12 protein-coding genes and 1 other RNA gene are annotated in these 13904 nt (G+C 63.3%); 8 read left to right on the top strand and 5 right to left on the bottom strand.

Translation table 11 applies throughout. From position 1 onward, the window contains the following. From ABAC460_RS46180 to ABAC460_RS46160, 5 genes are all read left to right on the top strand, one after another. Nucleotides 1-400, top strand: a 400-nt coding sequence (locus ABAC460_RS46180; protein ID WP_023455688.1) for an OmpA family protein, incomplete at its 5' end; no start/stop codon positions are given. Between the two features lie 545 nt (nt 401-945). Then, a complete protein-coding gene (locus tag ABAC460_RS46175; protein ID WP_023455687.1) occupies nt 946-3432 on the top strand; it encodes a TonB-dependent receptor in 2487 nt (828 codons plus the stop codon). 130 nt (nt 3433-3562) lie between these two features. Continuing rightward, complete coding sequence (locus ABAC460_RS46170; protein ID WP_031237489.1) at nt 3563-4594, top strand: agmatine deiminase family protein; 1032 nt, start codon at nt 3563-3565, stop codon at nt 4592-4594. 8 nt (nt 4595-4602) lie between these two features. Further along, on the top strand, nt 4603-5484 hold the full coding sequence (aguB, locus tag ABAC460_RS46165) for an N-carbamoylputrescine amidase (RefSeq protein ID WP_023455685.1): 882 nt from the start codon (nt 4603-4605) through the stop codon (nt 5482-5484). Between the two features lie 46 nt (nt 5485-5530). Continuing rightward, nucleotides 5531-5992 carry a hypothetical protein gene (locus ABAC460_RS46160; RefSeq protein ID WP_155914758.1) on the top strand — a complete coding sequence of 154 codons (462 nt, stop codon included), beginning with the start codon at nt 5531-5533 and terminating at the stop codon, nt 5990-5992. Here ABAC460_RS46160 and ABAC460_RS46155 read toward each other — a convergent pair. Genes ABAC460_RS46155 through pelA form a run of 5 tightly spaced genes read right to left on the bottom strand, consistent with a single transcriptional unit; the run spans nt 5989 to nt 11482 of the window. Continuing rightward, a complete protein-coding gene (locus ABAC460_RS46155) occupies nt 5989-6690 on the bottom strand; it encodes a pseudouridine synthase (RefSeq protein WP_023455683.1) in 702 nt (233 codons plus the stop codon). The two genes, ABAC460_RS46160 and ABAC460_RS46155, sit on opposite strands and share 4 nt — an antisense overlap. Next, nucleotides 6687-7697 (bottom strand): class I SAM-dependent methyltransferase, encoded by a 1011-nt coding sequence (locus ABAC460_RS46150; RefSeq protein WP_023455682.1) that lies wholly within the window; start codon nt 7695-7697, stop codon nt 6687-6689. The genes ABAC460_RS46155 and ABAC460_RS46150 overlap by 4 nt, the downstream gene beginning before the upstream one ends. Before the next feature lie 33 nt (nt 7698-7730). Then, the gene (locus tag ABAC460_RS46145) at nt 7731-8582 is read right to left on the bottom strand and encodes a c-type cytochrome (RefSeq protein WP_023455681.1); all 852 of its coding nucleotides are present in this window, start codon (nt 8580-8582) and stop codon (nt 7731-7733) included. 14 nt (nt 8583-8596) lie between these two features. Next, on the bottom strand, nt 8597-10225 hold the full coding sequence (locus ABAC460_RS46140; protein WP_023455680.1) for an alpha-glucosidase: 1629 nt from the start codon (nt 10223-10225) through the stop codon (nt 8597-8599). A gap of 12 nt (nt 10226-10237) precedes the next feature. Beyond that, nucleotides 10238-11482 carry a pectate lyase gene (pelA, locus tag ABAC460_RS46135; RefSeq protein WP_023455679.1) on the bottom strand — a complete coding sequence of 415 codons (1245 nt, stop codon included), beginning with the start codon at nt 11480-11482 and terminating at the stop codon, nt 10238-10240. 125 nt (nt 11483-11607) lie between these two features. Between pelA and ffs the strand changes: the two genes are divergently transcribed. From ffs to ABAC460_RS46125, 3 genes are all read left to right on the top strand, one after another. After that, nucleotides 11608-11703: signal recognition particle sRNA small type (ffs, locus tag ABAC460_RS49260), an RNA gene on the top strand. Nucleotides 11704-11785: 82 nt separating this feature from the next. Beyond that, nucleotides 11786-13573, top strand: coding sequence for a DNA polymerase III subunit gamma/tau (locus ABAC460_RS46130; RefSeq protein ID WP_023455678.1), 1788 nt, complete (start codon nt 11786-11788; stop codon nt 13571-13573). After that, nucleotides 13573-13902, top strand: coding sequence for a YbaB/EbfC family nucleoid-associated protein (locus ABAC460_RS46125; RefSeq protein ID WP_023455677.1), 330 nt, complete (start codon nt 13573-13575; stop codon nt 13900-13902). The genes ABAC460_RS46130 and ABAC460_RS46125 overlap by 1 nt, the downstream gene beginning before the upstream one ends. Nucleotides 13903-13904 lie beyond the last annotated feature (2 nt).

Below are 13904 nucleotides of genomic sequence, written 5' to 3'. Positions count from 1 at the left end.
CGCTCCGCCGGTGACCCCGCCGCCGCCGCCGCCCCCGCCGCCCCCGCCGCCGGCTCAGACGTTCGAGGACCGCACGTTCATCGTGTACTTCGAATTCGACAAGTCGGACCTGACGGCTGATGCTCAGGCTGTGGTTTCGGCCGCTGCCGACTACGCCAAGACCGGCGGCGCCGCTCGCGTCGTGGTCGTCGGTCACGCCGACACCTCCGGCTCGGCTGCCTACAATATCCGCCTGTCGGAACGCCGCGCCAAGACCGTTGCTGATGCCCTCGCGGGTCTCGGTGTTGACGGCTCCAAGCTGGCGGTCGACTGGAAGGGCGAATCCCAACCCGCAGTCGCCACCGGCGACGGCGTGAAGGAACCCCTGAACCGTCGTTCGACGATCGACATCACGTTCTAAGATTTAGAACGCGACGTCTGTCGCTAGAGAAAATGCAGAAACCCGGCCTGTCTCAGGCCGGGTTTTTTGTTGTCCAAAATGGGTGGGGTGGTATCCGGAACACGCATGTTGCGGCGCGAGAGACACAGCCCTTCGCCGCGTTTCATCACGAAAATGCAATGGACTGAAATCTTTACCGACGCATTGTGATCGCGAAGCGCCGGCACCGCATATCTAGGCAGGGATTGGGTTTGAGCGCCTAGATATGGTGGTCTTCCCTAACGGCACCCTCGGCGGCAGGAGGAAAAAACGGCAAAATCATGCCTGCTGCACAGCAGCAAAGTGTGACAATAAGGCAGCAACCGGTTGCGTATGTGACAAGCGTCACAAAAGGTTTGCACTTTTCGCTCAAAAAGCGGTCGGAAACCTACTAAAGAATTAACAGCACAATTCTGGTGGTGCCTTTACGGGACAACCTGGGCTTGCCCAGGCTGTGATTTTGCCGTCCCGGGCGCCGGTACGTTTTGCTTTTTTGCGTGTAACCCATTGGAGAGGGGATCCTCCGAATGAAACTCAATAAATCCATCATCCTGGCCGGCACCGCGCTGGCGTCCCTGGTCACCACGACCGGCGCCTACGCCCAGTCGACCGGCACTGAAGCCACGGAAACGACGACGGTCGTTATCACTGGCAGCCGCAGCCCGCGTTCGATCGACGGCGCCCTGACCAAGGAAAACATCAACAAGAGCCGTTCGACGGTGACGCAGGAGTTCATTGCGACCCAGCCGTCCGGCCAGACCATCCTGAACAGCATCAACCTGGTGCCGGGCGTCAACTTCACCAACAACGACCCCTACGGTTCGTCGGGCGGTAACATCCGCGTCCGCGGCTTCGACGGCAACCGTATCTCGCTGACCTTTGACGGCGTGCCGCTGAACGACACCGGCAACTACGCCATCTATTCGAACCAGCAACTGGATCCGGAACTGATCGAGCGCGCCACGGTCAACCAGGGCACGACCGACGTCGACAGCCCGACCGCTTCGGCCGCCGGTGGCACCATCGGTTACACCACCGTCCGTCCGACCGAGGATTTCGGCGTCAACTTCAACGTCGGCATTGGCTCGTTCGACTACAAGCGCGCCTTCGTCATGGTCAACACCGGTGAAATCGCCGGTTTCAAGTCCTATCTCACCGTTTCCAAGACCAAGTACGACAAGTTCAAGGGCCCGGGCGTTATCGACAAGACGCAATATAACGGCATGATCTTCAAGGGCTTCGGCGATGTCGGTGACTATGCCAGCCTGGCCATCAACTGGAATGAAAACCGCAACAATTCCTACCGTAACCTGACGCTCGATCAGTTCAAGGCCGACCCGACCCTGGATTACGACGCCAGCTGCACAATCCCGAAGGCTGTAACCGGTACGGCTCAGGCCGCTTCAAACTGCGGCAACTACTTTGGTCAGCGCGTCAACCCGTCGGATACGGGCAGCCTGCGCGGCAAGTTCAAGTACCACCTGACCGACAACCTGGTTGTCACCTTCGACCCGACCATCCAGTACGTCCTGGCCAACGGTGGCACTCAGACTGAAAACGTCAACGAAAAGAACTCTCGCCTGGACAATGACGGCACCGATACCGCCGGCGTTGGCAAGGACCTGAACGGTGACGGCGACGTTCTCGACACTGTCACCCTGTGGCGTCCGTCGACGACCAATACGCACCGTTACACCCTGAACAGCTCGCTGATCTGGGACATCAACGACAATCACCGTCTGCGCGGTGCCTACACCCTGGATTATGGTCGTCACCGCCAGACCGGCGCCTTCGGCTACCTGCAGTCCAACGGCGATCCGGTCGACGTCTTTGGCGGCCGCGACAATCCGGGCAATGCGGTCACCTCGCTGAAGGGCGACGTTCTGCAGAACCGGAACCGCTTCTCGATCGCCAAGCTGGAACAGTTCTCGATCGACTACCGCGGCCAGTTCCTGGACGACAAGCTGGTGATCAACCTGGGCGTCCGCGCTCCGAAGTTGACCCGCGAACTGAACAACTACTGCTACCAGCCCTCGGGCGGTGACTTCCCGCGTTGTACCAGCGAAGCCACCACCGGCACGCCGACCGCTTCGGGCAACGTCTTCTTCCCGTCGACCGGTTCTACGCCGCACATTCCGCCGATCAGCTTCGTCAAGGAATACTCCAAGACGCTTCCGAACGTCGGCGTGTCCTACGCCATCGGCGACAGCCAGATGATCTACGCCAGCTACGCGGAGCAGATCTCGGCGCCGCGCACGGACAACCTGTACAAGTACAGCCGCGCTGCAGCCGCCAATTCGCCGCTGGTCACCTCGATCGCCGATCCGGAAACCACCCAGTCCTTCGACCTGGGCTACCGTTATCAGGGCGGCAAGATCCTGGCCTCGACCGCACTGTGGAGCACCAAGTTCCACAACCGTATCGTGACCACCTACGATCCGGAAACCCTGCTGTCGGTCGACCGCAACGTCGGTGACGTTGACATGTACGGCTGGGACGGCCAGATCGGCTATCAGGCTACTGAGCATCTGTCGGTGTATGCCTCGGCCTCCTATAACCACAGCGAACTACTGAACGACCTGCAGCTGACGGCGACCACCTACCTGCCGACCAAGGGCAAGAAGCTGGTTGAAACGCCGGACTGGACCTACTCCACCCGCGTCCAGTGGGACGTCAATCCGGACTTCCGCGTCGGCCTGCAAGGTAAGTATGTCGGTGACCGCTTCATCTCGGACGTCAACGACGCCAAGTCCGAAGCCTACACCACCTTCGACCTGGACCTGAACTGGGACATCGTTCCGTTCGGCCTGGAAGGCACGCAGCTTCAGATCAACGTCATCAACGTGTTTGATGAAACCTACCTGGGCTCGCTGGGATCTGCGAACAACGTCTTCGCCGTCGCCGATGTCGATCCGGTAACGCCGGGCAACCAGGGTAAGGCCGCCGCCGCGGCTCCGACCCACTCTGTCGGTGCGCCGCGCACCGCCATGCTGACCCTGAAGACGAAGTTCTAAGCTTCGCCAAAAGGCCAAGACGAGAAGCGGCCCTGGGTTTCCCCAGGGCCGCTTTTTTTACGCCCGATTGTCATGGCAAAAGGGGCAGGGCGATGCTAAGAGGCGGCGCTTATCAACTATGGGCACAGGCATGACTCGAATCGTTCCGGCGGAATGGGAAACGCATAAGGCGATCTGGCTGGGTTTCCCCAGCCACGGCAATCTGTGGCAGGAGGATCTGATCCCCGCCCAGGCCGAGGTCGCGGCCCTGGCGCGTGTCCTGGCGGAGATGGGCGACGAGCACGTCAAGCTGATGGTCATGGGTGACGAGGCCCGCGCGACGGCGCAGGATCTGCTAGGCGACGTCAAAAAGGTCGAGATCGTCGACGGCCGTTTCGGCGACATCTGGTTCCGCGACACGGGTCCGATCTATGTCGCTGACGATGCCGATGACGACGACCTGCACCAAGCCCTGCCGGTGGGTTTCCAGAATAACGGCTGGGGCGGCAAGTACCACTTGAAATACGATGACGAGGTCGGCCGCCAGATCAGCGAGGCGGATGGTTTCGTCAGCACGACCGAGGACTTCATCCTGGAAGGCGGCGCCCTGGACCACGACGGCCACGGCACCGTGTTGACGACGCGCCAGTGCCTGCTCAATCCCAACCGTAATCCCGGCTGGACCCAGTCCCTGGCCGAACGTGCCCTGTTCCAGACCCTGGGCGTGCGTAAGGTCATCTGGCTGGACGACGGCATGCTGAACGACCATACCGACGGCCATGTCGACAACCTGGCGCGGTTTGTCGCCCCGGGCGTGGTCGCCTGTCCCGTCGCCTTCGGGCGCGACGATCCCAATGCCGACGTCTATGACGCCACGGCGAAGCTGCTGTCGTCCCAGACCGACGCCCGCGGCCGGCCGCTCCAGGTGGTGCGCATTCCGTCGCCGGGAAAAGTCACCGATGAGGATGGCGAAATCATTCCGGCCTCCCATATGAACTTCCTCATCGCCAACGACTGCGTGGTGGTGCCGATCTATGAGGACCGTCCCGGCGAACTGGCGGTGGAGGCCCTGCAAAGCCTCTTCCCCGAACGCCAGGTCCTGGGCCTGTCGTCGCGCGCCATCCTGACCGGCGGCGGCAGCTTCCACTGCATCAGCCAGCAAGTGCCCTTAATTAAAGCTTGAGGTTTCTCATGACCCGTACCGTGAAGGTGGCCGCCCTCCAAACGGCCTATGGCTCTGACATGGCCGCCAATATTGCCAAAACCGAAGGGCTGGTACGTGACGCGGCGGCGCAGGGTGCGCAGATCATTCTTCCGTCGGAACTGTTCCAGGGCGAATATTTCTGCGTCACCCAGGAAGAGCGCTGGTTCGCCACCGCCTTTCCATGGCGCACCCACCCCTGTGTCCTGGCCATGCAAAAGCTGGCGGCGGAGCTGAATGTCGTCATTCCGACCTCGATCTACGAGAAGGAAGGCCCGCACTATTTCAACTCGCTGGTGGTCATCGACGCCGGCGGTGAGCTGATGGGCGTCTATCGCAAGTCGCATATCCCCGACGGGCCGGGCTATCAGGAAAAATACTATTTCCGTCCGGGCGATACCGGCTTCAAGGTATGGGACACCAAATTCGCCCGTATCGGCGTCGGCATCTGCTGGGACCAGTGGTACCCCGAAGCCGCCCGCGCCATGGCGCTGCTGGGCGCCGAGGTGCTGTTCTATCCGACCGCCATCGGCTCGGAGCCGCACGACGACTCGCTGGATACCGCCGCCCCGTGGCAGCGCGTCATGCAGGGCCATGCGGTGGCCAATGTCATCCCGGTCGTGGCGTCGAACCGCATCGGTACCGAAAGCCTGATCTCGCCGCAGAACGGCGTCGGCCAGACCTTCTATGGCCACAGCTTTATCGCCAATAACCGCGGGGACCTGGTTCAGTCATTCGGCAAGTCCGAAGAGGGCGTCCTGGTCGCCGAGTTCGACCTGGACTACCTGAACACCCACCGCGCCGCCTGGGGCTTCTTCCGCGACCGCCGTCCCGACCTGTACGGTGCCCTGGCCTCGCCACGCCCGGCGTGATTTCGCCGCAATGCGAGCCTAGACTGGGCGTCCAAGGAGAGTGCTCATGACCGCTCGTATGCTTACTGCTGTATTGTGTCTGGGCTTGGCCGCTTGCGCTTCGGCGCCTGCGCCACAAGCCTCGGCCTCCGACGGTACGCGCCGTCGGCCGCTGACCGAAGCCGAGACTTGTGATGTCATCGTCCAGGTGGCGAAACAGGTCGGGGAGGGGCCGTTCGACGCGGATATCAAGCGCGAGGGTAGCCGCGGCATCGACTGCAGCGCTCAGCTCAAGGCCGCCGGACTGGCCATCTTCCCTGCCAGCCGCATGGATGCGCCGAACGTCCAGATATCGACCCAGGACCGTGGCTGGGTCTTCCATGAACCGCGCTTCACCGACGACGCCGAGGCCATCATCCAGATGGATTTCATATGCCGCGCCCTGTGCGGGCACGGTGAAGAGGTGACGGTACGGCTGCAGGACGGCGGCTGGAAGATCGTCAAGCGCAACCAGACCTGGATTTCTTAAAGCTTCAGCACCTTGGCGATGTCGTCAGGCCCGAGCAACCGCCAATGGCCGGGCGCCAATCCGTCCAGCGTCAGTTCACCCATCTGCGCCCGGTGCAGGGCTTCGACATGGTTGCCGACGGCGGCGAACATGCGACGGACCTGGTGGTAGCGGCCCTCATACAGGGTCAGGCGGGCCGTCCTGTCGCCGGTAATCTCCATCTGCGCCGGCTTCAGCGGTTCCTTTTCGCTCTCTAGCATCAACTCACCCGCTGCGAATACGGCGACGTAACCCGCCTCGATCGGGCGCGCCGTGGTGACTTCGTAGATTTTGGCGACGTGGTTCCTGGGCGAGATCACCTTGTGCAGGAAATCGCCATCATCGGTCATTAGCAGCAGGCCTGAGGTGTCGGAATCGAGTCGGCCGACGGTCGAGATTACCGGCTTGCGCAGTGAAAACCGCTCGGGCAGCAGTTCGTAGACCAGCCGGCCGCGGTCCTTGGTGGAACAGACGAAACCCGTGGGCTTATGCAGCAGAAGGATCATGCCTTGCGCCGGATCCAGAGGTTTGCCGCGCAGCCGGATGTCGTCGTGGGCGATGGCGGATTCGTCGTCCAGCGGTTGTCCGCCGGCGTCGGTAACGGCACCCATCCGGACGAGGCGCTGCATCTCCTTGCGGCTGCCGTAGCCGAGATTGGCCAGTAATTTGATCAGCTTCATTTGACGGTTTTGAACACCTTGTAATACGGCGTGTCGGCGACGGTAATGACGGTCTTGAACGCGGCCTTGAGCGTTTCCTCGTAGGGCAGGTGGCGGTTGGCCACCATCCACAGGACGCCGCCCTTGTTGAGCGCGCCGGCGGCGGACCGGATAAAGCCCTGGCCGAGGTCGTTGCGGTCGGCGCGGCCCGTGTGAAAGGGCGGATTCATGACGATAAAGTCGAACGGGCCGGTGATGCCCTTGGTGACGTCGTGCCAGTGGAAATCGCAGCGGCCTTCGAACGCCGCCAGGTTTTGCCGCGCCAGGGGCAGGGCACGGGCCTCGGCCTCGAACAAGGCAAGGTGCGTGACGCCGGCGCAGCGTTGCAGGATTTCGCGGCTGAGATAGCCGTTGCCGGCGCCGAGGTCCGCGCCCTTGCCGGTCAGGGCCGGCAGGTTTTGGGCCAGCAGGCGCGAGCCGGCATCGATGCGGTCCCAGGCGAACAGGCCCGGCCGGCCGATCAGTCCGGCCTCGACCTCGCGCGGGGCATCCAGTTGTGACCAGGCCGCCACCAAGTCGCGATCGACACCGTCGCCGACATGGCCCCAGAAGGCGCGGCATTTGTTCTTGGAAAGACTTGTGACGTTGCCGCATAACGCTTTCAGGTCGTTTTCGACTGTCTTGGCGCCTTCGAGATTGCTGACGGCGGCCAGGACAATCCCGCCCGGGCGAGTGTCGGTGACGGCGCGGGCCAGCAGGGCGCGGTATTCCTCGCGCTGACGCGGCGGCAGTACGCAGACCAGGCCGTATTGCGTGCCGTCCTCGGCTTCGCGCAGGGCAAAGCCATGGCGGATCAGGACGTCATAGTCGGGCTTGAAGCTTTGGTCGCACAGCCAGGCCTCGCGCGGCAGGACGTCGAGATCGCTGCAGTAGCGGGCGCGCAGGAACAGGGCGGGACCATCGGCTGGGGCGACGACATCGTCGCGCAGGGCCAGGCACAGGGTTTCTAGAACGGGATCAAAAGCCATGGCGCGGCCTATGCCACAGGCGGGGCGGGGCCGCTACTGTTTCTCGGCGCGGGCGCTCAGATAGGCGTGAAGCTGAGCAATCTCTTCGTCGCTGAAATGCGAAAACCGGCCCTGCGCCACCTGGGCCATCAGGCCCAGCTTGCGACCGCCAGTGGGGGTTCCGGTCCGCATGAGCTGAAGGAATTCGGCGTCGGAATAGACCGCGGCGACAACCAGGTCCGGCGCCAGGCCTTCGCCGGTCATATGGCCTTCCAGCATGCCGCCATGACATTCGCTGCAGGTCGTCATGGCGATGTAGCGCCCGGCGGCGAACTCCGTCCCAAGGTCGACCGGCACCTTGCGCTCATCGACAAGGCGGGCCGACGAATGGGGTTCCGCATCACGCACCATCTCCCACCGCCAACCCAGGCCGAACCGGTTGGGTGGATGATCCTCGCCGCCGGCCGGCAGCGAGCGGATATAGGCGATCACGGCGGCGGTACCCTCATCCGTCAGGTTCGCATACATGGGCGCCGGCATGTCCCAGAGCGCCTTGCCGTGCCGGTCGACGCCGCCGCGGATGGCGCGGTCGAAGTCGGCGTCGCTGTAGGTTTTCGCGCGCAGGGTGAGGTTGGCGGCGAACTGGCGGCCGATGGCCTTGTCTTCCCACGACAGTCGGCCGCGCAGATCCTTGCCGTGGCAACCACTGCAGCCGCGGGTGAGCGACAGGTGTTGGCCCTGAGCCACAAGGTCGGGGGTGATGGTTACCTGTGTGACGCGCGCCTGGCGATCGTAACGTTTTTCGATGACCGACTGCGACAGGCCGAAGAACAGGGCGGCAGCGATGGCGGCCAGGCCGACAAGCCCGCCTGTTGTTATCGCCCCAATGCGCCACAGCCCCTTCATGGGGCCAGAATGGCTTATAACGGCGTTCCTGTCGAGGTACGATATACCCGTGCTTCCCAGCCGCGCAGGTGCCGGTCAGCGTCGCTGTAATTGCTGTGGATCAGGTCAAAACCGGCCGGAGCCAGGAAGGCGGACTCGTCGCGTGAAAAGTTCAGTACAATCATCCAGGCTTCGGCGTCCAGGCGGCGTTCATAGACGAACAGCTTGTCGTCGTGCGGCAGAACATCACGATAATCGCCATAGACAAGGGCCGGGTTGTCTTGGCGCAGCGCTATCAGCCGGGCATAGCCGTGATAGACTGAGTTCGGATCGGCCAAGGCGGCTTCGGCATTGATGTCGGCGAAGTTGGGGTTGAGCGCGAACCAGGGTGTACCCGTTGTGAAGCCGCCTTGCGCCGTCCATGGCATGGGCGTGCGGGCATGGTCACGGCTGACCTTGTTCTGGTTGGCGATAAAGGCTGCGGCCGAGATCTTGCCGCCCTCGACCTCCTCGCGCCAGGCGTTCTTCGTCCAGATATCGTCGAACTGGGCGATGTCGGTGAAGGTGACGTTGGTCATACCCAGTTCGTCGCCCTGATAGATGAAGGGCGTGCCCTTCATAGTCAGCAAAAGCGTCGCCATGACCTGGGCGGACTTTACCCGCCAGTCGGGATGGTCGTCGCCATAGCGCGAGACGATGCGCGGATTGTCGTGATTAGAAAAGAAGACGGTCGGCCAGCAATGCCGGTCAAACGCGGCGTCGTGGCGGGTGAAGATCGCCTTCAGTTCCGGCAAGGCCCACGGGCGCCACCCATCCGGCCCGCGGTCGATTTCGACCGTGTCGAACTGGAAAACCATGTCGAGTTCGCCGCGGCGTTCGTCGATCAGCTTCGGCGTGTCTTCCAGCGACACGCCGAAGGCTTCGCCGACCGAGACGGCCTGGTAGGGTTCCAAAACCTCGCGCCGCATTTCCTGCAGGTATGCGTCGCGGTTGGGGCCGTTGGCATAGGTGTCCTGCGGCCGGCCGGTCAGTTCGGGCCAGGCCGGGTCCTTCGACACAAACGGGATGACGTCCATGCGGAAGCCGTCGACACCCTTGCCCAGCCAGAACCGCATCAGGTCGCAAACCTCGTGGCGGACCTTCGGATTGTCCCAGTTCAGGTCCGGCTGTTTGACGTGGAAGAGGTGGAGGTAATAGTCGCCGGTGGCGTCATCGCGTTGCCAGGCCGGGCCGCGGAAGATCGAGGTCCACGCGTTGGGCGGTTCTTTTTGCCAGATATAGTAGTCGCGGTAGGGATTGTCGGCGGACTTGCGGCTTTCGACGAACCAGGCGTGTTCGTCGCTGGTGTGGTTGACGACCAGGTCGAGGATCAGGCGCATCCCGGCAGCCTTGACCTCGGCCAGCAGGGCATCGAAGTCGGCCATGGTGCCGAACTCGGCCATAACGGCCCGATAGTCGCGGATATCGTAGCCATTGTCGGCATTGGGGCTATCGAAATGCGGTCCCAGCCAGATGCAGTCGACGCCCAGGCCCTTGATATATTGGAGTTTCTGCCGGATGCCGTTGAGGTCGCCGATGCCGTCGCCATTGCTGTCGTAAAACGACCGCGGATAGATCTGATAAAAAACGGCTTCCTTCCACCAGGCGCGTGTGTAGCCGTTCATCGGTGATCCCTCTTATTGCGGGTGTTTTTGACTCCATTCGGCATAAACATCCAGCGCCTTTTGCGCCGAGGTGCCGTACCAGGCGTAGCCGTTGCGGCGTTCGGCGCTGATCTCCATGACGTCGTCATGGATGGTCAGGTCGCGGTCACCGAAGATCGGCTCGCCCGTTTCCAGGCTGTAATAGCGCGCCCACAAAGGCTTGGCATTGGCGTCCTGGACCAGGGCCTTGTCATTGCCGGCCTTGACCCAGGCCACACCGGTCATCGCCTTGCTTTTCAGCCACGCCGCGCCGGCATGAACCGAAGCCACCACGGCATCCGACGGGTTTTCGACCTTCATCAGTTCCAGCAACAGGGCCGCGCTTTCGCTCGACGACAGCGAAGCCGGCTCGAAATTGCGCGCGCCGACCGGCATCAGGTTCAGAGTGTCGTGCTGCTGGCCCCAGGCGGTCGGTTGGCTTTCGATGCGGACCTGCGACGACAGTATCACACCGATGGCGCGGTCCAGCGCCGCGGTGGCCTGTGCGCGGATCGACTGCGGCAGGAAGGCGTAGTCGCCCTGACCGGCCGCCACCAGTCGCAACACGCCGGCGATATCGCTCAGGGCATTGTCATTGAAGGTGACCGCGTCGTGGTAGCCGCCTTCCAGCGGCCACACCTGCGGCCAGCCGCCGTTGGGATATTGCGAATTGAATATGTAGTTCAGGCCGCCGTAAATGGCCGCACGATACCGGTTGCCTGCCTCGTCCGGGATCTGCGCCTGGACCCGCGCCAGGAACTGGATCTCGGTGGTGGTGGCGCCGTTGTCGAAAGTGCCGACATAATGCCAGCCCTCTTCCTTACCGGCGATCCAGCTCTCACCCCATTGCCGAACAGCCCCGTCGCGGGGCGCGTTCTTGCCCCAGCCGCCGGCCGGAGTCTGGTAGCTGACGATGACATCGGCGATATGACGCGCCTCGGCCGAGCCGTACCAGGCGGCGTCGCGGTTCAGGGGCATGGTTTTGGTCCCGTCGCCGTTCTTGCCGTAGACAATCTCGGTCAGATCGGTGCGCTCCGCCGCCAGAATGGCCTGGTCCAGCTTCATCTGGTTCTGAGACTGCGCCAGGTACTGCGTCCATGGTGCCCGCTGCTCCTCGGGCAAAGTGGTGATCTGCTCCGCCGTCAGCGGCTGCGCCGGAACCGTGGTGCCGATGACCTTGGCCTGGACGAATCCGGGCACGGCCAGGCACAGAGCGAGCAACAGGGCAGGATATTTCATCGGCTTCTCCGGTACTTTTGGCGCGACCATGCCACCACCTCCACCCGTCCGCAATAGAAATGATACCGGTGTCATAAAATCGTAATCCTGCCTCTTGCATCCGAAGCCAGGATTGCGCATATAGGCGGTGAGGCGGCCGGGCGAAGGCCTCGCCAACCTGGTCAGGGCCGGAAGGCAGCAGCCACAACGAATTCACCTTCGGGTCGGCCGTCTCACCTTTTCCCCAAAAATCAGTCGTACCGGCGGCGCCGGAATCGCGCTTTATGAGAGACGCTTGCTCCTTTTGGCGTTATAAAATCTTCCATGTCCGACACCGCCGACCACGATGACCCCTTCGCCGCCGACACGGTCGAGCGCGATCTGGACACCGACGACATGTTCGGGGCGTCCCTTCCTGCCGCCAAGCCGATCGAGAAGTCCGAAGCCTATACGGTGCTGGCGCGCAAATACCGCCCGCGCACCTTCGAGGACCTGATCGGCCAGGAGGCCATGGTCCGCACCCTGACCAATGCCTTTTCCGCCGGCCGTATCGCCCACGCCTTCATGCTGACCGGCGTCCGCGGGGTGGGCAAGACCACCACGGCCCGTCTGCTGGCCCGGGCGCTCAACTACGAATCCGAGACCGTACATGGCCCCAGCGTCGACCTGACGCAGATGGGCATTCACTGTCAGGCCATCATCGAAGGCCGCCATATCGATGTGCTGGAGCTGGATGCCGCTTCGCGCACCGGGGTCGACGCCATGCGCGACCTGCTGGAAAGCGTGCGCTATGCCCCCGTAGAGGCGCGTTACAAGGTCTATGTCATCGACGAAGTCCACATGCTGTCGACCGGGGCGTTCAACGCCCTGCTGAAGACGCTGGAAGAACCGCCACCCCACGCCAAGTTCATCTTCGCCACCACCGAAATCCGCAAGGTGCCGGTGACCATCCTGTCGCGGTGCCAGCGCTTCGACCTGCGCCGCGTCGAGCCCGAAACCCTGACGCCGCACCTCGAAAAGATCTGTGGCCTGGAAGGCGTGCGCATCGATGCCGATGCCGTCGCCCTGATCGCCCGTGCCGCCGAAGGTTCGGTGCGTGACAGTTTGAGCCTGCTCGACCAGGCCCTGGTCCAGGGCGAACCCGGCGAAGTCGTCGGTGCCGAGGTTGTGCGCGACATGTTGGGCCTGGCCGACCGGTCGGCGACCCTGGCCCTGTTCGAGAACATCATTTCCGGCCAGATGAGCGAGGCCCTGCTGGGCTTCCGCACCCTGTACGGCTATGGCGCCGATCCGACCCAGATCATGGGCGACCTGCTGGAATACTGCCATGGCACCTCGGTGGCCAAGATCCTGGGCGCTGATGCCACGCGGATGCCCAAGGCCCAGGCCATGCGGGTCACGGCGCTGGGCGCGCAACTGTCGGCCGGCACCCTGTCGCGGCTGTGGACCCTGATGCTGAAGGCCTTCGAGGAACTGCGCCGTGCCCCCGATGCGCCGGCGGCCTTCGAAATGGCCCTTGTACGGCTGTGCTATGCCGCCGACCTGCCGGGGCCGGAAACCCTGCTCAAGCGCCTGCAGAACGGCGAACCCCTGGTGCCCGGACCAGGTGGCGGCGGTCCGGGCGGCCAGTCTGTCTCGGGCGGTGCCGCCCAGGCCGTGCGTCCGCAGGTCCAGCAGGTCGCCCCCAAGCCCCAGACCTTCGACCAGGTCCTGACCCTGATTGCCGAACGCCGCGATATCGGCCTGCGCACCGACGTCGAACAATATGTCCGCCTGATCGCGTTCAAGCCCGGCGCCATTACCTTCGAACTGGCGCCGCGCGCGCCGGCCGACCTGGTACGGCGCCTGTCCCTGCGCCTGCGCGAATGGACGGGCGAGCGCTGGCTGATCGCCACCGAAGGCGGCGGCGGCGCCGAAAGTGTCTACGAACGCGACAAACGCGAAAACGAAGCGGCGCGGGCGCGCTTGAAAGCCGACCCGTTCGTTGCCAAATTGCTGGAAACCTTCCCCGGCGCGGAGATCACGGCGGTCCGTGCCCGCCCGCTACCGACCGTCACCGACGCCACGCCTGCCGTGCCGGAAGACGAGCGCACAGACAAGGACGAAGACTGATGGATTTTGCCGAGATGATGAAGCAGGCGCAACTGGTGCAGCAGAAGCTGCATGAGGCTGACGCCAAGACCAGCGAGAGCACTGCCACGGGTTCGTCGGGCGGCGGCCTGGTCACCCTTGAGCTGAAGGGCTCGGGCGAGATGACGCAGCTCAATATCGACGAAAGCCTGCTGGCGCCCGGCGAGGGCGAGGTGTTGAGCGACCTGATCCGCGCCGCCTATGGTGAGGCCCGCCGCAAGATGGAAGAGATCAACCGTGCGCACCTGCAGGCGGCCGCCGGTGACCTGGGGCCGCTAGGCGGCATCCCCAAAATGCCGAAGTTCTTCTAAAA

It is taken from the genome of Asticcacaulis sp. AC460 (assembly GCF_000495795.1).
Classification (GTDB): domain Bacteria; phylum Pseudomonadota; class Alphaproteobacteria; order Caulobacterales; family Caulobacteraceae; genus Asticcacaulis.
This window is presented reverse-complemented; position numbering and strand designations above follow the sequence as displayed.